Here is a 25,852-nt window from a genome sequence, read left to right on the forward strand (position 1 = left end):
TCTCGAGTCGCCGCATCGGCCGAACCGCCTTACCGTCGCTGTGTCGCCGAGTGGTTCGGGAGGTGTCGGTGCGCTTCACGGTACGGATGGTCGATGAGGGCGGGGTCCCGCAGGTCCACATCGCCGGACCGCTCGACCTGCACACCGCGACCGAGTTCACCCAGCTCGTGCACCACCTCGGCGAGGCCGTCGGCCACCGCGCCTGCTATGACCTCAGCGGTGTGGAGGTCAAGGACCAGGCCGGCCGGATGGCTGTCCGGACCTTCGAACGCGACGCCGCCGAGTACGGCGGCAGGGTGTGTCCACCGGCAGCGCCGCAGTCGACGTGAGCTCGGCGCTCGGCGTCGGCACAACCGCGTAAAGTACCGCCGGTCATCATCCGCCGACGGGAAAGGACCAACGATGGGCGCGGACACCCTGGATCTGACGGGCAAGGTCGCCGTCGTCACCGGCGGGGCGCAGGGAATCGGGCAGGCCATCGCCCAGGCGCTCCGGGACGGCGGGGCGGACATCGTCATCGCGGACCGCAACGCGCAGGCCGCGGCAGCCACAGCTGCCGACCTCGGCGGGAGCTCTCTGGCGCTCGACGTCACCGACTCGGCCTCCGTGGACGAGGCGGTCGAGCGTGTGGTCACCGAACGCGGCCGCCTCGACGTCTGGGTCAACAACGCCGGTATCGCCGCGAACGCTCCCGCCGAGGAGATGACCGACGACGACTGGCGCACCGTCCTGTCCGTCAACCTCGACGGCACGTTCTACTGCGCGCGCGCTGCCGGGCGGCACATGCTCGCCTCCGGCGGGGGAGCGATCGTCAACATCGCCTCGATGTCCGGGATGGTCTCCAACCATCCGCAGCCCCAAGTGGCGTACAACGCGTCCAAGGCGGGCGTCATCATGCTGACCAAGTCGATGGCGGGGGAGTGGGCGCGCCGTGGTGTCCGCGTCAACAGCGTCTCGCCGGGGTACACCGCGACGGCGATCCTCGACCAGGTCCGGCAGCGCCAGCCGGAGTGGACGGAGACCTGGTTCCGGGAGACGCCGATGGGCCGTCCGGCCGAGCCCGCCGAGGTGGCCTCGGTGGTACGGTTCCTCGCCTCGGACGCGGCGAGCTACATGACCGGGAGCAACGTCGTCGTCGACGGCGGCTACACCAGTTGGTGACCGCGTCGCCGCAGGGGAGGAGAGGACGGTCCGCCCATGAGCGATGAGGCCTACCAGACGATCGCGCTGGTCATCTACTTCGCGGCCATGCTGGCCATCGGGATGTCGTTCCTGCGGAAGAACCGCAGCCTCGACGAGTACATGCTCGGCGGCCGGGGACTTCCCACGCCCGTCGCGGCGCTCAGTGCCGGCGCCTCGGACATGTCCGGATGGCTGCTGCTCGGGCTACCCGGCGCCATCTATCTCACCGGTCTCGCCGAGGCGTGGATCGCCATCGGGCTGACCATCGGGGCCTGGCTCAACTGGACCTTCGTGGCCCCGCGGCTGCGGGTCTACACCCAGGTCTCGCGGAACTCCATCACCATCCCGAGCTTCCTGGAGAACCGGCTACGGGACCGCTCGCGCGTGCTGCGCATCGCCGCCGGACTGATCATCCTGGTCTTCTTCACGTTCTACGTCTCGTCCGGCATGGTCTCCGGAGGCGTGTTCTTCGCGACGTCGTTCGGCCTCGACTACCGACTGGGCATGCTGCTCGTCGCCGGCGTCACGGTGCTGTACACGCTGGGCGGCGGGTTCAAGGCGGCCAGTTACACCGACTTCGTCCAGGGCACCATCATGTTCCTCGCCCTGCTCGCCGTCCCGCTCGTCGGACTCTTCGTCGTCGGCGGTCCGGCGAGCGCGGTGGAGTCGATCCGTGAGGTCGATCCCGCGTTGCTGTCGTGGTTCAGTGCCGGGGCGATGGCGACGGTCTCCGCCCTCGCGTGGGGGCTGGGCTACTTCGGACAGCCGCACATCATCGTCCGGTTCATGGCGCTGCGCAGCGGTCAGGAGGCCAAGGCAGGCCGGCGCATCGGCATCGGGTGGATGATCTTCGCCGTCGCCGGCGCGGCGGCCACCGCACTGGTGGGTGTGGCCTACATGCAGCAGAACGGGCGGCAGCTGGATGACCCGGAGACGGTCTTCCTCGTCCTGGGCCAGGTACTGTTCCACCCGCTCATCGCCGGGCTCATGCTCGCCGCCGTGCTCGCCGCCATCATGAGCACGATCTCCTCCCAGCTCATCGTGACCTCCTCCGCCCTGATCGAGGATCTGAGCAAGGTCATGCTCGGTGAACGGCTGCCCGACCGAATCCAGGTCATGCTCGGACGGGCCGGCGTCCTGCTCGTCTCGGTGATCGCCGCGGCCATGGCGTGGACGCAGAACGCGACCATCCTCGACCTCGTGGCATTCGCATGGGCGGGGTTCGGCGCCTCCTTCGGACCGGCCGTCCTCCTCGCGCTGTACTGGCGCCGGCTGACCACGGCCGGCGCGCTGGTCGGCATGGTCGCCGGTGCGGTCACCGTCGGATGGTGGGGGCAGGCCGAGGGCGGCATCCTCGACCTGTACGAGATCGTGCCGGGATTCCTCCTCAACACCGTCCTCGCCGTCGTCGTCTCGCGCCTCACGCACCGCGACCGGCCCGAGATCACCGGTGAGTTCGACGAGACCCAGCGCGCCCTGCGGACCGGCTCGGCCGTCAGACCTGCTGAGGAGCGGCCAGCCCCTGAGTGAGGGCGCGCCCGTACGTCAGGTCCGGGTCGAGCCGGCGCAGTTCCTCCATCAGCGTGTTCTCGGTGTTGCGCCGGGGCAGGTTGACGGCCTGGTCCGGCCGGTCCGGCCGGATGAGCGTCGCCACGGTCGACCCCTCGGGCCGCTGCAGGCTGATGGGGCCGGAGGGCCGCTCCAGCACCACGCCGCGCATGCCGCCCTCGCCGCTGTACTCGACGGTGACGTGGCAGCCGATGGACACCCGCAGCCACGCGCCGAGCAACTCGACCGAGGGGTTGCCCTCAGCGCCGGTCACCATGGCGGCAGTGATCTCCTCCGCCGGAGACTCGTCCACGGCCGCCGCGAGCAGGGCCCGCCAGAGGGTGAGCGCGCCCCACGCGAGGTCGGTGTCCCCGGGGGTGTAGCCCGAGCGGAGCCGGTGGAGCGTCGCGATCGGGTCCGGGGTGCGGACCGACTCGCTGATCCGGCGTTGGGCCATCGCACCGAGCGGGTCCTGCGCGGGTTTGTCCGGCGGCGTCGAGGGCCACCACGTCACGATGGGGGCGTCCGGCAGCAGCAGCGCCATGACGAGGCTTCCCGGGTCACGGCCCGCACCGCCCCGTGGGCGCAGCACCACGACCTCGGAGGCGCCGGCGTGCCCGCCCACGCGGATCTCCGCATCCAGGCCGGCCGGCCCCTCTTCCTCGTCGGGAAGCACCACGATGACGCGCATCGGGTGCTCGTGCGAGGCGCCGTTGGCGGTGCGGATGGCGCGTTCGCTGGCGGCCTCGTCATCCGGCCGGACGACGAGGGTCAGCACCCGGCCGAGCGCGACGGCGCCGCCCTCGTCCCGCAGCGAGACGAGCCGGGAGCCGACCTCCGCGGAGTTCGTGTTGCGCAGGGTGACGATCATGGCGTTCCTTCTCTCCGTCCTGCGGTCACGGCCGGCGCCAGGTGCGCCCGTCGCGGGCCAGCATCCGGTCGGCCGAAGCCGGCCCCCACGAGCCCGGTGCGTACTGTTCCGGGCGGCCGCCCGCGGCCCAGTGGTCCAGCACCGGATCGAGGATCTTCCACGACAGCTCCACCTCCCGCTGGCGCGGGAACAACGGCGGGTCGCCGAGCAGGACGTCGAGGATCAGGCGTTCGTACGCCTCGGGGGAGTCCTGGGTGAAAGCGTGGCCGTACCCGAAGTCCATCGTGACGTCACGGACCTCCATAGCGGTGCCCGGGACCTTGGCGCCGAAGCGGATGGTCACGCCCTCGTCCGGCTGGACGCGGATGACCAGGGCGTTCTCGCCCAGCTCCTGCGTGGCGGTCATGTCGAAGGGCAGGTGCGGCGCCCGCTTGAACACCACGGCCACCTCGGTCACCCGGCGCCCGAGTCGCTTCCCGGTACGCAGGTAGAACGGCACACCGGCCCAGCGGCGAGTGTCGACATCCAGGCGCACCGCGGCGTACGACTCGGTCGTCGAGTCCGCCGAGATGCCGTCCTCCTCGAGGTACCCGCGCACTTCCTCGCCCCCCTGCCAGCCGGCGGCGTACTGGCCGCGCGCGGTGGCGGAGTCGAGGTCGTCGGGCAGGCGGACGGCGGAGAGGACCTTCTCCTTCTCGGCGCGCAGTGCGTCCGCATCGAAGGAGACGGGCTCCTCCATCGCCGTCAGCGCGAGGAGCTGCAAGAGGTGGTTCTGGATGACATCTCGGGCGGCACCGATCCCGTCGTAGTAGCCGGCCCGGGACCCGATCCCGATCGACTCCGCCATCGTGATCTGCACGTGGTCGACGTAGTTCGCGTTCCAGATCGGCTCGAACAGCTGGTTGGCGAACCGCAGCGCGAGAATGTTCTGGACCGTCTCCTTGCCCAGGTAGTGGTCGATCCGGAAGACGTCGTCCGGTGGGAACACCTCGGAAACCACGGCGTCCAGCTCGCGCGCCGAGGCGAGGTTGTGCCCGAACGGCTTCTCGATGATCACGCGGCGCCACCGGTCCCCGTTCGAGCCGGACAGGCCCGAGCGGGCGAGCTGGCGCAATGTCAACGGGAAGACGTTCGGCGGCACCGAGAGGTAGAACGCGTGGTTGCCGCCGGTGCCGCGCTCCTCGTCCAGTGCCCGCACGGTCCGGGCGAGCTCGTCGAACGCCGCATCGTCGTCCAGCTCGCCCTGGACGAACCGGAAGCCGGAGGCCAGCTGCTCCCAGGCGCGTTCGTCGAACGGTGTGCGGGCGTTGGCGCGGACGGCGTCATGGACCACCTTGGCGAAATCCTCGTCCGACCACTCACGACGTCCGAACCCGGTCAGGGCGAACGACGGGGGCAGCAGCCCACGGTTGGCGAGGTCGTAGATCGCCGGCATGAGCTTCTTCCGGGCGAGGTCGCCGGTGACCCCGAAGATCACCACGCCGGAAGGCCCGGCGATCCGCGGCAGCCGGCGGTCACTGGGGTCGCGCAGAGGGTTACCGAGCTCGCTCACGCCGCCGGCCCTGTCAGCACTCCCGCGAGCCAGGCGAGGGCGTCCTGGTCGGTCACGTGCAGTCGTAGCACCGGTCGGCCGAGCTCGGCGAGCACGCCGGCGTCCCCCCCGGCCTGCGCCGCGATCAGCGTGGCGAAGTCGAACTCGCGTCCCGGGACGTCGACGACGGCCGACGGCGTCCCCGTGATCTGCAGGAACGCGCCGACGCACGGGCCGCCCTTGTGGTACTGCCCGGTCGAGTGGAGGAACCGCGGTCCCCACCCGAAGGTCACCGGCCGGCCCGTGCGCCGGGCGAGCCCGGGACGGACGCCGGCCAGCAGGGTCGAGGCCGGCCCCTCCCGGTCCAGGTACGCCATGACAGCCAGGTAGCCACGGTCGCCGTCCAGTTCATCCAGGAGGGCCTGGACCGCCTCGGCGACGGACGTGGCCCCTGCCGCCGGTCCGGACGAGGTCCGGACCTCGACGCCGGAATCGGTGAAGGCAGGCGGTTCGGGAGTCGGGGTCGACTCCAGCAGGCCGCGCGCCGCCGCCTTGGCGGACTCGACGTCGGGCTGGTCGAACGGGTTGATCCCGAGCAGCTGCCCGGCGACGGCCACGGCGTGCTCCCACAGCAGGAAGACCCCGCCGAGGGCGCCGGCAACCGTGACCTCGGTGCTCTGGCCACCGGATTCGTCCGGCTGACCGTCCTCGGGCTCGTCGGTCAGCGCCGTGAGCAGGACGGGCAGGACGTCGCTCGCCACCGGCTCGGCCAGTTCCGGCGCGCCCGGGTCGGCGACGACCGGCAGCAGTCCGGTCTGGTCCTTACCGGTCGACTCGGCGATGAGCTGCTCGGCCCAGTCACCGAGGTGGAACAGGCCGGATCCGGCGTCGGAGATGACGATCTTGTCTCGCAGCGGCGAGGTGCCGGCCAAGGCCGCGCCGAGCACCAGGGCGGGATTGGCCTCGGTGTCCTCGGCGAAGACGTCGGCGACGGCGGCAGCCTCGTCCAGCAGCTCCTCGACGTCCACGCCGGCGAGGGCGGCCGGCACCAGGCCGAACGCGGTCAACGCCGAGAAGCGTCCGCCGACGTTCGGGTCCGCCTCGAACACGGCACGGTAGCCCGCCTCCTGCGCAGCCTGCTGGAGGGGCGAGCCCGGGTCGGTCACGACGACGATCCGGCTCGCCGGATCGATACCGGCTGCCGTGAACGCCGCCTCGAAGGCGCGGCGCTGGGAGTCGGTCTCCACCGTCGACCCGGACTTGGAGGACACGACCACGACGGTCGCGGCCAGGTCGCCGTCGAGCGCGCGCTGGATCTGATCCGGGTGGGTGGCGTCGAGCACGACGAGCTGGGCCCCCGCCGTCCCGGAGACGACCTCCGGCGCGAGCGAGGAACCACCCATGCCGCACAGCACCACCCGGTCGATGCCTTCGGCGGCGAGCTCGGCGCGGAGTTCCCGCAGCGGTTCGACGAGGTCCCGGGAGGTCTCGTGCAGCCGGGTCCACCCCAGACGGACGGCGGCCTCGGACTCGGCCGCCGGTCCCCACACGGTGGGATCCTGGCGGCTGATCCGTCCGGCGACGCCGTGCTCGACGAGGCGGGGCAGCTGCTCCGCGACCGCCCGGGCGGCGTCGCCGGTGGCGCTGACCTCGACGAGGGCGCCACCGGCCGGGCCGGCCCAAGCGACGGTGGCGGCTCCGGTGGCCGGGTTCTGCTCGCTCACGCCGTCGCCCCGGCGGTCGTGTCGTCCAGGGCGGAGCGCACGGTCTGCAGCAGCTCGTCCCAGCTGACCTCGAACTTCTCGACGCCCTCGCGCTCGAGTTGATCGGTGACCTCGACGTAGGGCACGCCCATCCGCTCGAGGTCGTCGAGGATCTTCCGGGACTCGGCGTAGGTGCCGTGCACGGTGTCCCCGGGCACCTCGGCGTGATTGGCGGCGGCGTCGAGAGTCTTGCCCGGCATCGTGTTGACCACCCGGCCGACGATGAGGCCGTCGACGTACATGGTGTCGGAGTAAGAGGGATCCTTCACACCGGTCGAGGCCCAGAGCGGACGCTGGGGGTGGGCGCCGAGGGACGCGAGCTCCTCCCAGCGCGGCGTCGCAAAGATCTCCTCGAACGCCTGGTAGGCGAGTCGGGCGTTGGCGATGCCGGCCTTGCCCTTGAGCGCCGCGGCCGCATCGGTGCCGATCGCGTCGAGGCGCTTGTCGATCTCGCTGTCGACGCGGGAGACGAAGAACGACGCGACCGACCGGATGGTCGACAGGTCGATCCCGGCGGCGTGCGCACGCTCGAGACCGTCGAGGTAGGCGTTGGCCACGGCGCGGTACCGGTCGAGGGAGAAGATCAGTGTGACGTTGACGCTGATGCCCTCGCCGATGGCGCGGGTGATCGCCGGCAGGCCCTCCTGGGTCGCGGGGATCTTGACGAAGAGGTTCGGCCGGTCGACGGTCTCCCAGAGCAGCCGCGCCGCCTCCAGGGTCTTCTCGGTGTCGTGCGCCAATCGCGGGTCGACCTCGATCGAGACGCGCCCGTCCTCGCCGTTCGTCGCCCGGTACACGTCGGAGAACAGGTCGCAGGCCTCGCGGACGTCGTCCGTGGTGATGGCCAGCACCGCGTCGTCGACGCCGGCGCCGTCCTCGGTCAGGGTCGCGAGCTGCTCGTCGTAGGCGTTGCCCTTGCTGAGCGCGCTGGCGAAGATGGTCGGGTTCGTGGTCACGCCGACGACGTGCTTGTCGTCGATGAGGCTCTTCAGGCCACCGTCCCGGAGATTCTCGCGGGACAGGTCGTCCAGCCAGATCGAGACGCCGAGCTCACTGAGCCGACCGAGCCGGTCGGTGTTCTCACTCATCGTTGCTCCTAGGTCGCTGCTCATACATGAAGGTCAGCGCGCACGAGACCGCCGGTGTTCCCACTGGGGTGGGCGGCGGTCTCGTGCGTCATGTCTGACCCTTCCGGTCCTGCGTGGCGTGCGTGGGCCTCCTACTTGGGCAGGTCGCCGGTGCCGGCCTGGGTCGGAGCCTGTCCGCCGCTCGGCGGCTCGTCGCCCCGCGCCGCGGCGATGGACTCCTTGGCCGCGGCGGCCACGGCCTCGGCGGTGATGCCGAACTTCTCGTAGATCACCTTGTAGTCGGCGGAGGCGCCGTAGTGCTCGAGCGAAACGGCACGGCCGGCGTCTCCGATCAGGTGGTGCCAGCTCATCGCGATGCCGGCCTCGACGGCCACGCGGGCACGCACCGAGGAGGGCAGGACCTCTTCGCGGTAGGCCGCGTCCTGCTCGTCGAACCACTCCTGGCTCGGCACGGAGATCACGCGCGCCTGAATGCCTTCGCCGGCGAGCTGCTCGCGGGCCGCCAGGGCCAGCTGCACCTCGGAACCGGTGGCGAGCAGGAGGACGTCGGGAGCCGACCCCGCCGCCTCGGCCAGCACGTACGCACCCCGCAGGGTTCCCTCGGCCGCGGCCAGATTCTCGCCGTCGGCCGGTCCGTCCCCGCGCTCGGGGTTGGGCACGTTCTGGCGGGTGAGGATGATGCCCGCCGGCCGGTCGGACCGCTCGAGGATGCCGCGCCAGGCGTAAGCCGTCTCGGCGGCGTCGGCCGGACGGACCACGTCCAGGCCGGGGATGGCGCGCAGCGCGGTGAGGTGCTCGACGGGCTGGTGCGTCGGACCGTCCTCACCGAGCCCGATCGAGTCGTGCGTCCACACGAAGGTCGACGGCGCGCCCATGAGCGCCGCCAGACGCACGGCGGCGCGCATGTAGTCGGAGAACGTGAGGAACGTGCCGCCGTAGGGGCGAGTCAGGCCATGCAGGGCGATGCCGTTCAGGATGGCGCCCATGCCGTGCTCCCGGACGCCGAAATGCAGAGTGCGGCCGTACTCGTTGCCGGGGAACATCTTCGACGAGCGGGCCACCGGCAGGAAGGACTGCTGGCCGTCCATCGTCGTGTTGTTGGACCCGGCGAGGTCGGCGGAGCCGCCCCACAGTTCGGGAAGGGTGTCGGCGAGCGCGGACAGCACGGCGCCGGAGGCCTTACGGGTGGAGACGTCCTTGCCGGCCTCGAAGGTCGGAAGTGCCTCGGCCCAGTTCTCCGGCAGCTTGCGCTCCCGGAGCCGGTCCAGCAGGGCGGCTCCGTCCGGGTTGGCGGTCCGCCAGGCGTCGTAGGCGCGATCCCACTCGGCGTGGGCGGCGGCCGCACGCTCGCGGGCGTTGTTCCGCGTGTGTTCGATGACCTCGGGGGCGACCTCGAAGGTCTTGTCGGGGTCGAAGCCGAGGACCTTCTTCGTGGCGGCGACCTCCTCCTCGCCCAGAGCGGAGCCGTGGGCGGCGCCGGTGTTCTGCTTGGTGGGGGCGGGCCACCCGATGATGGTGCGCAGCGAGATGATCGAGGGCTTGCCCGTCTCGGCCTTGGCCGCCTCGATGGCGGCGTACAGGCCTTCGACGTCCTCGACGTACTCGGTGCCGCCGTTCGTCCAGTCCACCTTCTGGGTGTGCCAGCCGTAGGCCTCGTACCGCGCTAGCACGTCCTCGGTGAAAGCGATGTTCGTGTCGTCCTCGATGGAGATCTTGTTGTCGTCGTAGATGACGACGAGGTTGCCGAGCTCCTGGACGCCGGCCAGGGAGGAGGCCTCGGAGGCCACTCCTTCCTGCAGGTCGCCGTCGGAGGCGATGACGTAGATGTGGTGGTCGAACGGGCTGGTGCCGGCGGCGGCGTCGGGGTCGAGCAGGCCCCGCTCACGCCGGGACGCGTACGCCATCCCGACGGCCGAGGACAGTCCCTGGCCGAGCGGGCCGGTGGTGATCTCCACGCCCTTCGTGTGCCGGTACTCGGGGTGGCCGGGGGTCTTCGAACCCCAGGTGCGCAACGCCTTGATGTCCTCCAGCTCCATGTCCATCCCGGCCAGGTAGAGCTGGATGTACTGGGTCAGCGAGGAGTGGCCGGCGGAGAGGACGAAGCGGTCCCGGCCGAGCCACTGGTCGTCGACCGGGTCGAGCTTCATCACGCGCTGGTAGAGCAGGTAGGCCGCCGGGGCGAGGGCCATGGCCGTGCCCGGATGGCCGCTGCCGATCTTCTGGACGGCGTCGGCGGCAAGCACCCTGACGGTGTCCACCGCCCGCTGGTCCAGATCGGTCCACGTCAGGGGAGTGGTGGTGGCGGACGTCGGTGCGTTCACAGATCCTCTTTCCTTGTCCGGACCGGGCATGCTGATCTCGCCCGCGACTCTACCGGCGCGTGACCAACCTGACCGTTCGAGTCCGCACTTCGCGACGCCTCGGACGGGTACGGACGATCCCTGGCACGTAGACTCGTGCCGTGCCCACCGGTGACCCCTCAGCGACACATGCCCGCCCAACGGCGGCCGATGCCGCCGCGGCGGCCACGGCACCGGGCCCTCGCCGGACGTGGCGCGCCTATCTGGCGCTGACGAAGCCGCGCATCATCGAGCTGCTGCTCGTCACGACGGTGCCCACGATGATCCTGGCGGCCGAGGGGTGGCCCGGGACATGGCTGGTGCTCGCCACGCTCGTGGGCGGGGCGTTCGCCGCGGGCTCGGCGAACGCGTTCAACATGTATCTCGACCGCGACATCGATCGTGTGATGAACCGCACGAAGCAGCGGCCGTTGGTCACCGGAGAGCTCACCGGACGTCAGGCCGTGGTGTTCGCGTCCACGCTCGGGTCGGTCTCGATCGCGTGGTTCGGGCTGCTGGTCAACCTCGCCTCCGCGGTGCTGACGGTGGCCGCGATCCTGTTCTACGTCGTGCTCTACACGATGATCCTCAAGCGCCGCACCTCGCAGAACATCGTCTGGGGCGGCGTCGCCGGGTGCATGCCCGTCCTCATCGGTTGGTCCGCCGTGACCGGCACGGTGGGGTGGCCGCCGCTGCTGCTCTTCTTCGTCGTCTTCTTCTGGACGCCGCCGCACTACTGGCCGCTGTCGATGAAGTTCCGCCAGGACTACGCGCGCGCCGGCGTCCCGATGCTGCCGGTGGTCGTGGATGACGTCCGCGTGGCCCGTCAGATCCTCGTCTACGCCTCCGTGATGGTCGCCTGCACGCTGGCGCTCGTGCCGCTCAGCGCGCTGGGATGGGTCTTCGCCGTGGTGGCGGCGGCTGCCGGGGCGTGGTTCCTCGGGTCGTGCGTCCGGCTGCTGCGGCGGGCGTTGCAGCCCGAGCGCGGCAAGCTCGCCGCGATGAAGGTCTTTCACGGCTCCATCAGCTACCTGACGATCGTCTTCGCGGCGGTGGCCCTGGACCCGCTGCTGCCGCTGTAGCCCGTCAGGCAGGGACGATGACGTCGCTCGAGCAGGCCCGCGCGCAGTATCTGGCCCATCTCGGGGTGGAGCGCGGCCTGAGTGACCACACCCTCGCCGCGTACACGCGTGACCTGACGCGGTACTGCGAGTTCCTTGCCGGACGCGGCCGCGACGACATGGCCTCAGTCACCGAGTCCGACGTCGTCGCGTTCGCCGAGGCCATCCGGACCGGTTCCGACGGCGGAACCGTTCTAGCCCCGTCCTCCGCGGCGCGGACCGTGACCGCGGTGCGCGGCTGGCACCGGTTCGCCCTCGCCGAAGGCGTGACGGCCTCGGACCCGAGCGCCGCGGTCAAGCCGCCGCCGACCTCGCGGCGTCTGCCCAAGGCAGTGCCCGTCGAGCAGGTCGAAGCCCTGCTCGAGGCTGCGTCCGTGGGGGAGGGAGCGGTGCCGTTGCGCGACCGGGCGCTGCTCGAGGTGCTCTACGGCACCGGGGCCCGGATCAGCGAGGCCGTGGGCCTCTCGGTGGACGATCTCGATCTGGACGGCGAGGTGGCTGCGGTCCGCCTGTTCGGCAAGGGGCGCAAGGAACGCGTGGTGCCCGTGGGCCGCTACGCCGTCGACGCGCTGCAAGCGTATCTCGTACGCGGCCGGCCCGAGTTGGCGCGGGCCGGACGGGGCAACGCCGCCGTCTTCCTCAACACGCGGGGGAACCCGCTCAGCCGGCAGAGCGCCTGGGCGGTGCTGCAGACGGCGGCCGGTCGCGCAGGACTGACCGAGCACCTCAGCCCGCACACGCTGCGGCACAGCTTCGCGACGCACCTACTCGCCGGCGGTGCCGACGTGCGTGTGGTGCAGGAGCTGCTCGGGCACGCCTCCGTCACGACGACGCAGATCTACACGCAGGTCACCGTCCAGACGATGCGCGAGGTGTACGCGGCGGCACATCCGCGCGCCCGCGCCTGACCGTCGGGCTCGCCGCGTCTCCCGTGCGCCCACTCGTCAAACCTGTGCCCACTCGTCAAACCTGTGCCCACTCGTCAAACCTGTGCAGCTCGAACCCAGCGGACCCGAGCGGGTACGACGCCTAAGCCGAGCTTGTCGATGATCAGCTCCTCGACGACCGGTCGGTGACCGAGGACGTGCCCGGCGTGGAATGACCACGTCTGCCAACCCCAACGTTCCCGGATCGCGTGTTGCCGTCGTGTGTCACGAGCCGACTGCTCGATCCCGGAATAGTGGTACTCGATACCGTCGTACTCGAGGGCGAGCAGCGCTTCCTCGTATCCCATGTCGAGCCGATAGATGGGGCGGCCGCCGGCGTCGCGAAGCTCGATCTGCAGGTCGGGCAGTGGCAACTCAGACTCACTGATACGCAACCGCAACCACGACTCGCCCGGTGACTCGGCGCGTGGGTCGGACAGTCGACAGATTCGTCGGGCACGACCGATCCACCGCTGCCCCGCGAGGCGGGCGATCCGGTCCTGGAGTTCGTCGACGTCCACGAGGCCGCGATGACAGAACATATCGACCGCTGCGAGGCCCATATACGGCTCGCAGTATCGCGCCAGATCTACCGCGGTCCGTGCCGCCGTTGTGACCGGTACGCCGGCGACCATCGTGACGTCGGAAGGCGGCAAGTGCAGCAGATGCCCGTGGACACCGTCACGGCGGACCGCGTTGAGGTCGAACGATGACGGCGACGCCACCTCGAGTTTGGGCCGGGCACGGAAACGATCCGGCGGGCGCACGTCGATCCCGTGCGCCCAGGCGGCCGACTCGCGGACGAGCGCGGCGCCGGGAGGCAGCAGGCGCGCCATCGCGCGCATCCGTACTTCGGGCGTATCGCCGAGCGCCGCGGGCAGGTAGACCCCTGCGAACGCCACGTTCGACGACGCCGGATTCGATCAGCGCGGCTAGCTTCCGGGACGACACACCGGCCGCGTGCGCTTCCGATCGGGTGAACGGCTCGGACAACAACATCTCACTCATGGCGGCACTGTCCGACGGGTCGCGTCTTGAGGGCTCACGGGGGACAGGACTCTGTGGACGAGACGGCACCAGAGAAAAGTGCTGTGGGCTTCCTGCGCCGGCGATGCAGGATTGGCGCATGTGTGCGCCCCCTTACCGCGTTCGGCGGGTGCGCGCCGATGAATGGCGGAAGGTCCGGGACCTGCGGCTCCGTGCCCTGCAGGACCCGGCGGCCGCGATCGCCTTTCTCGAGAGCCGGGAGGCGGCCTCCGAGCGGCCCGAGGAGTTCTGGCGGGAGCGCGCCGCGGGGGCCGCTGCGGGCGAAACCGCGTCTCAGTCGGTCGCGGAGACCGCGGACGGAAACTGGGTCGGCAGTGCCACGGGGTTGCTCGAGGGGCCGGGCAGCGATGATTTCGAAGGGCGTCCCGTCGATCACCGGCAGGTCCACGTGGTCGGCGTGTGGGTGGCTGCGGAGTACCGGGGCCAGGGGATGGTCGACGACCTCATCGCTGACGTTCTCGGATGGGCGTGTGCGTCGGGCGTCGCACGGGCACGGATGTATGTCCACGCCGAGAACGTGCGAGCCCAGCGGGCGTACGCACGCTGCGGCTTCCGACCGAGTGGCGTCCGGTTCAACGGTGAGATCGGCGAGGAGATTGAGATGGCGCGCGGCCTACGGACCGACATCGTGGACGGGCCGCACGTCGTTGACCGGTCGGCAGATCCTTGACCACTCGGCACAGGGTTGACGAGTCGGCACATCGGGGCGGGACGGAACGGCGACGCGCGTGGGCGGTGTTAGGGCCGCGCAGAGCGGTCGACTACCGTATCGGCGGTGAGCAGTGAGCAGCCGGATCAGGCCAGTCTGATCTCCGAGGACGCCGTCGGGGCCGCGGGAGCGGGCGGCGCACCGGAGTCCGCCGACTTCCCGGTGCCCGCGCCGCTGAGCAGTCACGGCCCCGCTCGCGTCATCGCGATGTGCAACCAGAAGGGCGGGGTCGGCAAGACCACGACCACCATCAATCTGGGTGCCGCCCTGGCGGACTACGGCCGCAAGGTCCTCCTCGTCGACTTCGATCCGCAGGGCGCGGCGTCGGCCGGCCTCGGGGTGAACGCCCACGAGCTCGACCGGACCATCTACAACCTGCTGATGGAACCGAAGTCGGACATCCGCGACATCATCATGTCCACCGGGATCGACGGACTCGACCTGGCGCCGGCGAACATCGACCTGTCCGCGGCCGAGGTCCAGCTGGTCAGCGAGGTGGCCCGCGAACAGGCGCTGGCCCGGGTGCTCCGACCGATTCTGGACGACTACGACGTCGTCCTCATCGACTGCCAACCCTCGTTGGGGCTGCTGACGGTCAACGCGCTGACCGCGGCACACGGCGTCATCATCCCGCTGGAGGCCGAGTTCTTCGCGCTGCGCGGCGTCGCCCTGCTCGTCGAGAGCATCGAACGGGTCCAGGAGCGGATCAACCCGCGCCTGCGCATCGACGGCATCCTCGCGACCATGGTCGACCTACGGACCCTGCACTCGCGGGAGGTGCTGGACCGCATCCGCGAGGCGTTCGGGGACACCGTCTTCACCACGTTGATCTCCCGGACCGTGAAGTTCCCGGACGCGTCCGTCGCGACCGAGCCCATCACCTCCTACGCCCCCAACCACCCGGGAGCCGAGGCCTACCGCCGTCTCGCTCGCGAACTGGTCGCCCGCGGCGACGCCGCCTGAGAACGCCATGCCCGAGTCTGGCGCTGTGGCCGCGTCGGATGCCGACGCCACGGCCGCCGGGTCGCGGCCGCTCGGCGAGTTCGCGGTCACGCTCGAGAACTTCGAGGGGCCGTTCGATCTGCTGCTCTCGCTGATCGCCAAGCATCGCCTCGACATCACCGAGGTCGCCCTGGCGCAAGTGACGGACGAGTTCATCGCCTACATCAGCGCGCAGACCGACTGGAACCTCGCCCAGGCCAGCGAGTTCCTCGTCATCGGCGCGACCTTGCTCGATCTCAAGGCGGCGCGTCTGCTGCCCCGCGGAACGGTCGAGGACGAGGAGGATCTCGAACTCCTCGAGGCTCGCGACCTGTTGTTCGCGCGTCTGCTGCAGTACCGCGCGTTCAAGGAGGTCGCCGGGTCCCTGGCGGAGCAGTGGGAGACAGGCGCCCGGACGTACCCGCGCAGTGTGTCCCTGGAACCGCAGTTCGCCGCGCTGCTGCCCGAGCTGGTCATGCAGGTCACCCCCGACGACCTCGCCCGCCTCGCCGCCCGGGCGCTGGCCCCGAAACCGGGCGAGCCGGAGGTCGAGATCTCGCACCTGCACAACCCCGTGGTGCCGGTACGCGAGCAGGCGGCCCTGCTCGTCGACCGGTTGCGGCGCTACCGCCGGGCCAGCTTCCGGACGCTGACCGAGGACGCGCCGACACTGGCGCACGTAGTGAGCCGCTTTCTGGCGCTGCTCGAGCTGTACCGGCAGCAGGCCGTCTCGTTCGACCAGGCGGAAGCGTTGGGGGAGCTGACGATCCGGTGGACCGGGCAGGACGAGGGTGACGTGGAGATCGACGACGACGAGGCGGACGCCGCCGACGGGACCGGTGACGCCGAGGCTGGGCCACCGGCCGAGCCGACCGACGCCGAGGAGAGTCATGACTGACGCCCAGCACGAGCAGCCGCAGTACGAGCCGGTTCCCGACGACGCCATGCCCGAGGAGCAGCTCGGAGCCCTGGAGGCGATTCTCATGGTCGTCGACGAACCGGTGCCGGCTGCCCAACTGGCCTCGGCGCTCGGCCTGCCCACCGGCCAGGTGACCGAGCTGCTCGCCGAGCTGGCCGCCGACTACCGCGGCGAGCGTGGTGGCCGGCCGCGCGGTTTCGACCTGCGCGAGGTCGGCGGCGGATGGCGCATCTACAGCGCCCCGCGCTACGCCGACGTCGTCGGGACGTTCGTCGTCGACGGGCAGACGGCGCGGCTGACCCAGGCGTCGTTGGAGACGCTCGCCGTCATCGCGTACCGTCAGCCGGTCACCCGAGGCAGGATCGCAGCGATCCGTGGCGTGAACGTCGACGGCGTGGTGCGTACCCTGCTGGCACGGGGGCTGATCGAGGAGGCCGGCACGGACGAGGACGGCGGAGCGATGCGCTACCGCACGTCCGGGTACTTCCTCGAGCGGCTCGGCCTGTCCTCCCTCGAGGACCTGCCGCCGCTCGCCCCGTACCTGCCCGACACGGCCACCTTGGACGACGGAGAGCTGCGATGAGCGAACGCGCCGACGAGGGCGTGCGCCTGCAGAAGGTGCTCGCCGGCGCCGGCCTCGGGTCACGGCGCGCCTGCGAGGGCCTGATCACGGCCGGCCGGGTCAGTGTCGACGGCACCGTAGTGACCGAACTCGGCACACGCGTGGATCCGGATCGTGCGGTGATCCGGGTGGACGACATGCGGGTGCAACTGGACGACTCACTCGTCACGCTCGCACTCAACAAGCCGGTGGGTGTCGTCTCGACGATGAAGGACGAGAGCGGGCGGCCCTCCCTCGCCCAGTTCGTCACCGACCGTCCGGAGCGTCTCTTCCACGTCGGCCGCCTCGACGCCGAGACCTCGGGCCTGATCCTGCTGACGAACGACGGCGAGCTGGCTCACCGGCTCGCGCACCCGTCCTACGAGGTGCTCAAGACGTACCTCGCCGCCGTCGAGGGGCAGGTCCCGCGCGGCCTGGGCAAGCGGCTCGCGCGCGGGATCGAACTCGAGGACGGCCCCGTCACGGTCGACAGGTTCACGGTCAAGGACACCGCCGGCGGCGCGTCACTCGTGGAGATCACCCTCCATGAAGGGCGCAACCACATCGTGCGCCGGCTGCTGGCCGAGGTCGGGCATCCCGTCACGCGTCTGTCCCGCACGCGGGTCGGCCCGGTCACGCTCGGCACCCTCAAGGAGGGCCGGACGCGACCGGTGGCCGGACGGGAACTGGGCGCCCTGATGAAGGCCGTGGACCTGTGAGCCTCCCCGAGAATCCCGTCGCCACCGTCGGCCCGGTGAAGATCGTCGGCACCGGACTGCTCGGGGCCAGTCTCGGCCTCGCGCTCAGTGCCGCCGGGATTCGAGTCCAACTCGCCGACAGTTCGCCGTCCGCTCTGGCACTGGCGCGCGACCTCGGCGCCGGGACGCCTGCGTGCCCGGGCGGCCCGGAACCGGCGCTCGTCGTGGTCGCCGCCCCGCCCGACGTCACCGCCGAGGTGGTCCGCGAGCAGCTCCACGCGCACCCCGAGGCGGTAGTGACCGACGTCGCCAGCGTGAAGGTGCCGGTGGTCGCCGAGATCGTGCAGAAGGCCGGCGAGAATGCGGCGCGGTACGTCGGTTCCCATCCCATGGCGGGCCGGGAGCGTTCCGGAGCGGCGGCCGCCCACGGCGACCTGTTCGCGGGACGGCCCTGGGTCATCGTCCCGCTCGAGTCCTCGCGTGCTGACGCGGTTCTCGCCGTGCGTCAGCTGGCGGCCGACGTCGGCGGTGCGCCGCTCACGCTCGGTGCGGCCGAGCACGACGACGCCGTCGCCCTGGTCTCGCACCTGCCGCAACTGGCCGCCTCGCTGGTGGCGTCCCGGTTGCGCGGAGCACCGGAGTCGGCGCTGGGCCTTGCCGGACAGGGGCTGCGCGACGTCACCCGCATCGCCGCCTCCGACCCGCAGCTGTGGGCGACGATCCTGGTCGGCAACGCCGGACCGGTCGCTCACGCGTTGCGCGAGATGCGGGCCGAGATCGACACCGTGCTCGAGGCGCTGGAGAGGGCGGCCGCCGACGGGCCGGACGCACCGGGCTCGACCGGCCCGCTCGCCGCCGTCGTCGCAGCCGGCAACAGCGGGGTCAGCCGCATCCCGGGTAAGCACGGGGGAGCGCCGCGCCGCTACGCCGAGGTCACCGTCCTCATCCCGGACGAACCGGGCGCGCTGGCCCGGCTCTTCGGGGACGTCGGCGAGGCAGGAGTCAACATCGAGGACGTGCAGCTCGAGCACTCCGCCGGCCAACGCGTCGGCCTGGCGGTGGTCTCGGTCCTGCCCTCCGCGGCCGCACCGTTGGAGGAGGCACTCACCGAGAAGGGCTGGCGCCTCGTCGCACGCTGAGGCGCGAGCCGGACCAGCGGACGGGACTGACCGCACCGAGCGGAGAGATCGAACAGGCGCACGGCGCCGCAGGAGGAGAGCAGTGGAGAACGTGGACACCCGACGGGGCGTCGTCGTCGCGGTCGACGGGCCGTCCGGGTCGGGTAAGTCGACCGTCTCGCGGGAGGTGGCCGGTCGGCTGGGCATGGACTACCTGGACACCGGCGCGATGTACCGGGCGGCGACCTGGTGGTGCCGGCGCTCGGGCGCCGACCTGGATGATCAGCCGGCCGCTGCGGACGCGGTCCGCCGGATGCCGTTGCGGATGGTGACCGACCCGGCCGCGCCGGGCGTCATCTGCGACGGCGTCGACATCACGGCCGCGATCCGAGAGGCCGGGCTGACTGCCGTCGTGTCCAAGGTGGCCACCAACCTCGAGGTGCGTACCGAGCTCAAGCGCCGCCAGCGCGACCTCATCGCCACCGCCGTCGCCGCCGGCCCGGGCGTGGTGGCCGAGGGCCGGGACATCACCACGGTTGTGGCTCCGGACGCGGACGTGCGCATCCTACTTGTCGCGGACGAACAGGCCCGGCTGGCTCGCCGCGCCCGCGAACGGCACGGCGCCGCGGACGAGACCGCCCTCGCCGCGACCCGCGACGAGGTGCTGCGACGCGACGCCGACGATTCGACCGTCTCCTCGTTCCACACCGCCGCCGATGGCGTGGTGACCATCGACTCCAGCGCCCTGGGCATCGAGGAGACGGTGGCCGCCGTGCTGTCCGTGATCACCTCGACCCAGGAAGGACGGCGATGACCGAGCCGAGCCGTGGCCAACGTGTCCGCGCCGAGGACATCTACCGCTGGGGCCCGACATGGTCCCGCCGTGTGGGATGGTTCCTCGACCACGTGTGGTGGAACACCCGTGTACACGGTGCGGACCATCTACCGGCCTCCGGGCCGGCCATCGTGGCCTCGAACCACACCGGCATCATCGACGGCCCGTTGCTGCACGGTGCGCTGCCGCGGGGCAGCCACATCCTCGTCAAGCAGGAGTTCTTCGACTCCACGATCGGATTCCTCATGACGTGGGCCGGGCAGATCCCGGTGGATCGGAAGTCCGGGCGCGCCGCCCTGACTGTCGGCAAGCAGATGCTCGAGGAGGGACGGGTCGTCGGGATCTTCCCCGAAGGCACGCGCGGCAGGGGCGACGTCTCCTCGGTCCGGGCGGGGGTCGCCTGGCTTGCGCTCCAGTCACGCGCTCCGGTGGTCCCCGCAGCCATCCTCGGCACGCGCCGGACCGGGGACAAGCGCGGCCACGTGCCCGGCCCGCGCAGCCGCCTGCACGTGGTGCTCGGTGAGCCGATCCGGCTCGAGGTCAGTGACCTCACCGGGCGGCAGGCGATGGCGACCGCGATGACCGCCATCGGGGAGGGGATGAAGACCCACGTCGAGCAGGCGATCGCGATGACCGGGGTGGATCTGCCCGCGGACAGTGAGCTCGGTCTCGGCGGCTGAATGCGCCCGACAGGGCGGTGCGGACCCGACGGCCCTGGCTGAGACAATCGGCGGATGAACACCGACAACCCTGCTCCGGCCGGCACCGGAAGCGACGAGCGGCACGCCGAGGCCTTGCGCGCCGGCCTCGAGGACTACGTCCTCGAGGAGGAGGATCTCGCCCTGCTCGAGGCCGGCGACGCCGAACCCGAAGACCACGCCGTCGCGCCCCTGCCGGTACTCGCCGTCGTCGGGCGCCCGAACGTGGGCAAGTCGACGCTCGTCAACCGGGTGCTGGGTCGCCGGGAAGCTGTTGTCCAGGACACGCCCGGGGTGACTCGCGACCGGGTCAGTTACCCGGCCGAGTGGGCCGGACGGGAGTTCACGCTCGTCGACACCGGCGGCTGGGAGGTCGATGTGGCCGGCCTGGACGCCTCGGTGGCACAGCAGGCGGAGGTCGCGATCCGCATGTCCGACGCCGTGATGTTCGTCGTCGACGCCGTCGTGGGCCCGACGGCGACCGACGAGCAGGTGGTGCGCCTGCTCCGCCGCTCGGGCAAGCCCGTCGTGCTGGTGGCCAACAAGGTCGACTCCCCGGCGCAGGAGGCGGACGCCGCCTCGCTCTGGTCGCTCGGGCTCGGTCAGCCCTGGCCCGTCTCGGCGTTGCACGGGCGGGGGAGTGGTGACGTCCTCGACGAGGCGATGCGAGTGCTGCCCGAGGTCTCGGCCGTCGCAGAGACGATCGCGACGGGCGGACCGCGACGCGTGGCGCTGGTCGGCCGACCGAACGTGGGCAAGTCCTCGTTGCTCAACACGCTCGCGGGCAGCGAGCGCGTGGTGGTCGACGAGGTCGCCGGGACCACCCGCGACCCGGTGGACGAGCTGGTGGAGCTGGACGGCACGCCCTGGTGGTTCGTCGACACGGCCGGCATCCGGCGGCGGGTGCATCAGACCCACGGCGCCGACTTCTACGCGTCCTTGCGCACTCGCGCGGCGCTCGAGAAGGCCGAGGTCGGCGTCGTGCTCATCGACGCATCCGTGCCCCTGACGGAGCAGGACACCCGGGTCATCCAGCAGGTCATCGACGCCGGCCGGGCCCTGGTGATCGCCTACAACAAGTGGGACCTCATGGATGAGGACCGGCGCCCCTACCTCGAGCGGGAGATCGATCTGGACCTCGTCCAGGTGCAGTGGGCGCCGCGCGTCAACCTCTCGGCGCGGACCGGGTGGCACACGAACCGTCTCACCCGGGCGCTGGAGACGGCACTGTCGTCGTGGGACACCCGTATTCCGACCGGGCGCCTGAACGCGTTCCTCGGCGAGCTCACCGCGGCGCATCCGCATCCCGTCCGCGGCGGCAAGCAGCCGCGGATCCTGTTCGCCACGCAGCCGTCGAGCCGGCCGCCGCGATTCGTCATCTTTGCCACCGGGTTCATCGAGGCCGGTTACCGCCGGTTCATCGAGAACCGGTTGCGTGAGCAGTTCGAGTTCACCGGCACGCCCATCGAGATCAGCGTCCGGGTGCGGGAGCGACGGCGGCGGCGATGAGCGCGAGGAACCCGCGGCACCGCCTGCTGAGATGGGGGTTGCCACGGACACCGCGGGCCACGGAGAACATCCTGACCTTCGTCGTGGTGACCGTGCTGACCGTCGCCGTGACCCGGGCTCTCCTGGCTGCCACCGGCTTCCCGCAGGTCGGTGGGGACTCCCTGCACGTCGCGCACGTGCTGTGGGGCGGGCTGCTCATGGCGGTGGCGGTCGTCCTCGCGCTGTCCTTCGCCGGTCCGCTGGTGCGGCCGTGGGTCGCGTTCGTCGGTGGTGTGGGCTTCGGCCTGTTCATCGACGAGGTGGGCAAGTTCCTCACCTCGGACAACGACTACTTCTTCGCACCGGCACCGATGATCATGTACGCCACGGTCGTCGTGCTCATGGTCGCGGTCGACGCGTTGCACGGTCGCCGCCCGCACCACGGAACCGAGTACGTCGCCGCCGCGGCCGACCACGCGGTGGCTGGCGTCGCAGGTGGCCTGTCGGCACAGCGACGGGCGACGGCGGAAGACCTGCTCGCCCGAGGTGCGCACGCACGCGGACGTGCCGAGGTCGAGGCGTTGCTCGCGGCGATCCCGCCCGACGAGGACGAGGTCCCCGATCCCGTGACCGCCGCGGTGTATCGCCTGCGCCATCTCTTCCAGGCGGTAGCCACCGAGCGGCGAGCGACCGTGGTCACGTCCGTCCTGCTGGTTCTCGTCGCCGCCGGAACCGCGACCACGGCGGCCGCCACGTTCGGCGCCGGACCGGTGTGGGCGGAGATCGTCGTCGCCGCCTCCGTGGTGCTGTCGCTGGCCGCCTGCGTGCGCGCCTGGACGATACTCCGGTCGGACCGGTACGCGGCCGTCCAATGGTTGCGGCGCGGCGTGCTCGTGAACCTGCTGATCACCCAGGTCGGTCTCTTCCGGATCGCCCCCTGGCCGGCCACCGCCTGTCTCCTTCTCGCCCTGGCCACCCTGGGCGTGGTCGCCGCGGAGAAGCACCGGCTGGAACGCGATCATGCAGCGCCCGCCTGACGCGGCGACGCATCCCGGGTGTGCCAGTTCGGAGACGCATCAGCCGTGCCCGTCGTCACAGCACGTCGATTCGAGGGCGTCCGCCGCGCTGGGGTAGCATCGAGCAGGCCGTTTCGGCGTCAGCCGGACGGGTCACGGGCTGTGGCGCAGCTTGGTAGCGCACTGCACTGGGGGTGCAGGGGTCGTGGGTTCAAATCCCGCCAGCCCGACCCTTGTGAAGTGTCGGGACATCGTTCACTCGGTGTCCCGGCACTTCTTTGTTTTTGCTGGCTGTGTGTGTCGGGTCATCGTTCCGCTGTTGGGCGGGGTGTGTCGGGTCATGGTTCCGGTGTCGGGTTGATCTTGCTCTGGTAGTCCTTGGCCGGGTGATCCGCCCTGGGTTTCGTTCCTAGTGGTTTCCGAGGCTGGCGGTCGCCAGCTCGGGCGGGTTGTGGTGAGCGTAGTAGGCGGCCTCGACCTCGGTCGGGGTGCGCATGTCGAGTTCGCCGTGGAGCCGGCGGTGGTTCCACCACCAGACCCATTCCAGGGTCGCGAGCTCGACCTCCTCGATCGTGCGCCACGGGCCCTGGAGGCGGATCAGCTCGGTCTTGTACAGGCCGTTGACCGCCTCGGCGAGAGCGTTGTCATACGAGTCGCCCACGGTCCCGGTCGAGGGCTTCGCGCCGAGCTCGACGATCCGGTCGGTGTAGACCACCGACAGGTAGTTCGAGCCGTGGTCGGCGTGATGGACCAGTCCGGTCAGGTCACCGCCTGCGTGCCAGGCGGCCATGTCCAGCGCCTGCAGCGGCAGGAGGTCGGCCTTCAGGGTGCCGGCGACGTTCCAGCCCACGATCTTCCGGGAGAACGCGTCGGTGACGAACGCGACGTAGGCGAAGCCCTGCCAGGTCCGCACATACGTCACGTCCGCGACCCACAGCCGCCGTGGAGCCGGCGCGGTGAAGTCCCGTTTGACCAGGTCCTTCGGCCGCTCGGCCGCCGGGTCGGGGCGGGTGGTGAACACCTTCTTCGAACGCCGCACCCCGGCCAGCCCGAGCCGGCGCATGATCCGGCCGGTCTGGTCCCGGCCGATCTGCCAGCCGGCCCGCCGCATCGCCGCGTGCATCTTCCGCACGCCGTAGACGCTGTAGTTCTCCGCGTGCAGCCGGGCAATCTCGCTGCCGAGGAGTTCGTCGGACAGAGCCCGCGCGGATGGCGGGCGCGTCTTGGCGGCCCGGTACCCGCGTGCGGTCAGGAACCCACCCTCCGTCGCGCCCAGGACGCGGCAGATCGGCTAATGGCCGGTGGGAGCGGGTGGATGCCTTCAGAAATCGGCAGGTCGCGTAGTCCTCAGTCGAGACCGGCGACACCCGCTCCCGACCTTCGTGACGATCACCTGCTGGTCGTTGAGCATGTCGTTGTCCGAGCTGACCGCAGCGGGCATCTCTGGTAATCGACCGGGCCGTGGAGTCCTCCATGAATGCGAGACCGCTGAGGTGATCTGGGACCACGAACGACTCATCGGGTGTCGGGCCATCGAGCCCTTCCATTAGCACGCCGTGTGGTCCTGACAGGCAACGGGCAGCGTCCCCGCACTCTCGAGGAAAGGATTGCGCTATGACCGCGTATTGCGGCATCGACTGGGCTGAAGCCCACCATGATCTTGCGCTCGTCGACGAAGGCGGCACCATGCTGGCCAAACGCCGGATCAGCGATGATCTGGCCGGCTTCGAGGAGCTGCTCCAAGTGCTCGCTGAGCACGGCGACTGCGCCGAAGATCAGATCCCAGTCGCGATCGAGACCGGCCGCGGACTGTTCGTGGCCTGCATGCTCGCAACCGGCCGCGACGTTGTGGTGATCAACCCAATGGCGGCGGCGCGTTATCGCGAACGCACCGCCGTCACCCGGACCAAATCCGACGCCGCCGACGCGTTGATGCTCGCGAACGTGCTGCGCACGGACCGGCATGCTCACCGGCCGCTTCCCAAGGACAGCGAGCTGGTCCGCTCGGTCGCGGTGTTGGCCCGCGCTGGCCAAGACGCCGTCTGGCAGCGCCAGCAGGCCACGAACCAGCTCCGGTCCTTGCTGCGCGAGTACTTCCCGGCCGCCCTGACAGCGTTCCAGGTCAAGCACATCGGTCTGGCCAGCGCTGAGGCCAGAACGGTGTTGGCGGCCGCGCCCACACCCGCGGCAGCCGCCACACTGACCAAGGCGCGCCTGCGATCGTTGTTGATCAAGGCCGGTCGCCGACGCAACCTCGAGACCTGGGTTGAGCGGGTGCACGAGATCTTCCGCACAAAGGCGCTGCGCCACCCAGCTCAGGTCGAGGACGCCTACGGCGTCGCTGCCCTGGCGATCCTGAAACGACTCGACGCAGCCGCAATTGCCGCCGCCGATCTGCAGCAGGCCACCGAGCTCGTCTTCCATCAGCACCCGGCCGCGGCGATCATCACCAGCTTCCCAGGCCTCGGCCCACTCGGCGGCGCACGAGTTCTCGCCGAGGTCGGTGACGACGCGGACCGGTTCGAGACAGCCCGTGACCTGAAGGCCTACGCCGGCGCGGCACCCGTCACCCGAGCCTCCGGCAAGAGCCACCTCGTGCTGCATCGACGCGTCAAGAACCACCGGCTCGCATCGGCCGGCTACAACTGGGCCTTCGCCGCCCTGACTCACTCACCCGGCGCCAGAGCCCACTACGACAGACGACGAGCACGCGGCGACGGTCACGCAGCCGCGCTCCGCAACCTGTACAACCGCTTCCTGGGCCAACTCCATCACTGCCTCCGAAGCGGCCACCTCTACGACGAAATCACCGCCTTCGGCGACCAACCCATGCGCGCGACGGCAGCATGACTTGACCCCGTCTCGGATCGGGTGTCTCGACCCCGAAACGATCCCTCCACTGGTCGATGAAGGCGATCATCTCGGCGTGGGGCGGTCGAGCTCGGCGGCGAAAAACGCCGACGCCGCCCGGAGGATCTCATTCGCCCGCCGCAGCTCGGCGACCTCCTTCTTCAGTCGCTTGACCTCGGCATGCTCGGTCGAGGTCATCCCCGGCCGGGCACCAGAGTCGACCTCGGCCTGCCGGCGCCACTTCCGCAGCGACTCCGGCCCGACACCGAGCCGGCCGGCGACATGACGGATCGCGGCGTACTCGGTCTGATGATCAGGAAGCGACTCCTCCAACATCCGGAGCGCACGCTGCCGGAACTCCGGCGGGAACTGACGAGGCATGGTCCATCCTCCCAAAAGAAGCGGAACCAAACCCAGGGCGGATCAGGGACGACCTTGCCCTCGCCTCGCAGGATCCGCCAGATCGTCGATACCGACGGCTTCTGCGCGAGCGTGAGCCGGTCGTGGATGGACTCGGCCCCGG

At 70.7% G+C, this 25,852-nt stretch carries 23 protein-coding genes, 1 tRNA gene and 1 pseudogene; 17 read left to right on the forward strand and 8 right to left on the reverse strand.

What is annotated here, in order from left to right; translation table 11 throughout:
• Positions 1 to 68 precede the first annotated feature (68 nt).
• The 3 genes from ACFSE6_RS15370 to putP all read left to right on the forward strand — a co-directional run bounded on the left by ACFSE6_RS15370 (position 69) and on the right by putP (position 2,712).
• A complete protein-coding gene (locus tag ACFSE6_RS15370) occupies positions 69 to 329 on the forward strand; it encodes an STAS domain-containing protein (RefSeq protein ID WP_388009049.1) in 261 nt (86 codons plus the stop codon).
• A gap of 73 nt (positions 330 to 402) precedes the next feature.
• Positions 403 to 1,161: an SDR family NAD(P)-dependent oxidoreductase gene (locus tag ACFSE6_RS15375; RefSeq protein WP_388009052.1), complete on the forward strand. Its 759-nt coding sequence runs from the start codon at positions 403 to 405 to the stop codon at positions 1,159 to 1,161.
• A gap of 36 nt (positions 1,162 to 1,197) precedes the next feature.
• Positions 1,198 to 2,712, forward strand: a complete 1,515-nt coding sequence (gene putP / locus ACFSE6_RS15380) for a sodium/proline symporter PutP (protein ID WP_388009055.1) — start codon at positions 1,198 to 1,200, stop codon at positions 2,710 to 2,712.
• On the opposite strand, the gene ACFSE6_RS15385 is transcribed toward putP, so the two are convergent.
• The 5 genes from ACFSE6_RS15385 to tkt all read right to left on the reverse strand — a co-directional run bounded on the left by ACFSE6_RS15385 (position 2,678) and on the right by tkt (position 10,304).
• Positions 2,678 to 3,601 carry a glucose-6-phosphate dehydrogenase assembly protein OpcA gene (locus ACFSE6_RS15385; RefSeq protein ID WP_388009058.1) on the reverse strand — a complete coding sequence of 308 codons (924 nt, stop codon included), beginning with the start codon at positions 3,599 to 3,601 and terminating at the stop codon, positions 2,678 to 2,680. The two genes, putP and ACFSE6_RS15385, sit on opposite strands and share 35 nt — an antisense overlap.
• Positions 3,602 to 3,626: 25 nt before the next feature.
• Positions 3,627 to 5,153: a glucose-6-phosphate dehydrogenase gene (gene zwf, locus ACFSE6_RS15390; RefSeq protein WP_388009061.1), complete on the reverse strand. Its 1,527-nt coding sequence runs from the start codon at positions 5,151 to 5,153 to the stop codon at positions 3,627 to 3,629.
• Complete coding sequence (locus ACFSE6_RS15395) at positions 5,150 to 6,739, reverse strand: glucose-6-phosphate isomerase (protein WP_388009148.1); 1,590 nt, start codon at positions 6,737 to 6,739, stop codon at positions 5,150 to 5,152. The genes zwf and ACFSE6_RS15395 overlap by 4 nt, the downstream gene beginning before the upstream one ends.
• Before the next feature lie 113 nt (positions 6,740 to 6,852).
• Entirely contained in the window at positions 6,853 to 7,983 is a 1,131-nt protein-coding gene (gene tal / locus ACFSE6_RS15400) for a transaldolase (RefSeq protein WP_388009064.1), read from the reverse strand.
• Positions 7,984 to 8,114: 131 nt separating this feature from the next.
• On the reverse strand, positions 8,115 to 10,304 hold the full coding sequence (tkt, locus tag ACFSE6_RS15405) for a transketolase (protein WP_388009067.1): 2,190 nt from the start codon (positions 10,302 to 10,304) through the stop codon (positions 8,115 to 8,117).
• A 140-nt stretch (positions 10,305 to 10,444) separates the two neighbouring features.
• Between tkt and ACFSE6_RS15410 the strand changes: the two genes are divergently transcribed.
• Together ACFSE6_RS15410 and xerD are read left to right on the forward strand one after the other, a co-directional pair.
• Positions 10,445 to 11,404 (forward strand): heme o synthase, encoded by a 960-nt coding sequence (locus tag ACFSE6_RS15410; protein ID WP_388009070.1) that lies wholly within the window; start codon positions 10,445 to 10,447, stop codon positions 11,402 to 11,404.
• A gap of 17 nt (positions 11,405 to 11,421) precedes the next feature.
• Positions 11,422 to 12,351, forward strand: coding sequence for a site-specific tyrosine recombinase XerD (xerD, locus tag ACFSE6_RS15415; protein WP_388009073.1), 930 nt, complete (start codon positions 11,422 to 11,424; stop codon positions 12,349 to 12,351).
• A gap of 74 nt (positions 12,352 to 12,425) precedes the next feature.
• Here the strand turns inward: xerD and ACFSE6_RS15420 are convergent, their stop codons facing one another.
• Positions 12,426 to 13,271 carry a type IV toxin-antitoxin system AbiEi family antitoxin gene (locus ACFSE6_RS15420; protein ID WP_388009076.1) on the reverse strand — a complete coding sequence of 282 codons (846 nt, stop codon included), beginning with the start codon at positions 13,269 to 13,271 and terminating at the stop codon, positions 12,426 to 12,428.
• Between the two features lie 224 nt (positions 13,272 to 13,495).
• Here ACFSE6_RS15420 and ACFSE6_RS15425 point away from each other — a divergent pair, with 224 nt between their 5' ends.
• The 11 genes from ACFSE6_RS15425 (at position 13,496) to ACFSE6_RS15475 (ending at position 22,709) form a co-directional block, all read left to right on the forward strand.
• On the forward strand, positions 13,496 to 14,086 hold the full coding sequence (locus ACFSE6_RS15425; protein WP_388009079.1) for a GNAT family N-acetyltransferase: 591 nt from the start codon (positions 13,496 to 13,498) through the stop codon (positions 14,084 to 14,086).
• 135 nt (positions 14,087 to 14,221) lie between these two features.
• Complete coding sequence (locus ACFSE6_RS15430) at positions 14,222 to 15,088, forward strand: ParA family protein (protein ID WP_465254168.1); 867 nt, start codon at positions 14,222 to 14,224, stop codon at positions 15,086 to 15,088.
• Positions 15,089 to 15,095: 7 nt separating this feature from the next.
• Positions 15,096 to 16,004 carry a segregation and condensation protein A gene (locus ACFSE6_RS15435; RefSeq protein ID WP_388009082.1) on the forward strand — a complete coding sequence of 303 codons (909 nt, stop codon included), beginning with the start codon at positions 15,096 to 15,098 and terminating at the stop codon, positions 16,002 to 16,004.
• The gene (gene scpB / locus ACFSE6_RS15440; protein WP_388009085.1) at positions 15,997 to 16,608 is read left to right on the forward strand and encodes an SMC-Scp complex subunit ScpB; all 612 of its coding nucleotides are present in this window, start codon (positions 15,997 to 15,999) and stop codon (positions 16,606 to 16,608) included. The genes ACFSE6_RS15435 and scpB overlap by 8 nt, the downstream gene beginning before the upstream one ends.
• On the forward strand, positions 16,605 to 17,345 hold the full coding sequence (locus ACFSE6_RS15445) for a pseudouridine synthase (protein ID WP_388009088.1): 741 nt from the start codon (positions 16,605 to 16,607) through the stop codon (positions 17,343 to 17,345). Before scpB ends, ACFSE6_RS15445 begins: the two co-directional genes overlap by 4 nt.
• Positions 17,342 to 18,463 carry a prephenate dehydrogenase gene (locus tag ACFSE6_RS15450; protein WP_388009091.1) on the forward strand — a complete coding sequence of 374 codons (1,122 nt, stop codon included), beginning with the start codon at positions 17,342 to 17,344 and terminating at the stop codon, positions 18,461 to 18,463. The genes ACFSE6_RS15445 and ACFSE6_RS15450 overlap by 4 nt, the downstream gene beginning before the upstream one ends.
• An 82-nt stretch (positions 18,464 to 18,545) precedes the next feature.
• Entirely contained in the window at positions 18,546 to 19,256 is a 711-nt protein-coding gene (gene cmk / locus ACFSE6_RS15455) for a (d)CMP kinase (protein WP_388009094.1), read from the forward strand.
• Positions 19,253 to 19,957 carry a lysophospholipid acyltransferase family protein gene (locus tag ACFSE6_RS15460; RefSeq protein WP_388009097.1) on the forward strand — a complete coding sequence of 235 codons (705 nt, stop codon included), beginning with the start codon at positions 19,253 to 19,255 and terminating at the stop codon, positions 19,955 to 19,957. Before cmk ends, ACFSE6_RS15460 begins: the two co-directional genes overlap by 4 nt.
• Positions 19,958 to 20,011: 54 nt before the next feature.
• Positions 20,012 to 21,484 carry a ribosome biogenesis GTPase Der gene (gene der, locus ACFSE6_RS15465; protein WP_388009100.1) on the forward strand — a complete coding sequence of 491 codons (1,473 nt, stop codon included), beginning with the start codon at positions 20,012 to 20,014 and terminating at the stop codon, positions 21,482 to 21,484.
• Positions 21,481 to 22,500 carry a hypothetical protein gene (locus ACFSE6_RS15470; RefSeq protein WP_388009103.1) on the forward strand — a complete coding sequence of 340 codons (1,020 nt, stop codon included), beginning with the start codon at positions 21,481 to 21,483 and terminating at the stop codon, positions 22,498 to 22,500. Before der ends, ACFSE6_RS15470 begins: the two co-directional genes overlap by 4 nt.
• A gap of 135 nt (positions 22,501 to 22,635) precedes the next feature.
• Positions 22,636 to 22,709, forward strand: a tRNA-Pro gene (locus ACFSE6_RS15475).
• 179 nt (positions 22,710 to 22,888) lie between these two features.
• Here ACFSE6_RS15475 and ACFSE6_RS15480 read toward each other — a convergent pair.
• Positions 22,889 to 23,767, reverse strand: a complete 879-nt coding sequence (locus ACFSE6_RS15480; protein ID WP_388009154.1) for an IS3 family transposase — start codon at positions 23,765 to 23,767, stop codon at positions 22,889 to 22,891.
• 326 nt (positions 23,768 to 24,093) lie between these two features.
• Here ACFSE6_RS15480 and ACFSE6_RS15485 point away from each other — a divergent pair, with 326 nt between their 5' ends.
• Positions 24,094 to 25,329, forward strand: a complete 1,236-nt coding sequence (locus ACFSE6_RS15485; protein ID WP_388009106.1) for an IS110 family RNA-guided transposase — start codon at positions 24,094 to 24,096, stop codon at positions 25,327 to 25,329.
• Between the two features lie 55 nt (positions 25,330 to 25,384).
• On the opposite strand, the pseudogene ACFSE6_RS15490 reads toward ACFSE6_RS15485, so the two are convergent.
• Positions 25,385 to 25,665 (reverse strand): annotated as a pseudogene (locus ACFSE6_RS15490) (transposase); the annotation flags it as partial.
• Between the last annotated feature and the right edge of the window lie 187 nt (positions 25,666 to 25,852).

The organism is Georgenia deserti, from assembly GCF_042680605.1.
In the GTDB taxonomy this organism is placed as follows: domain Bacteria; phylum Actinomycetota; class Actinomycetes; order Actinomycetales; family Actinomycetaceae; genus Allobogoriella; species Allobogoriella deserti.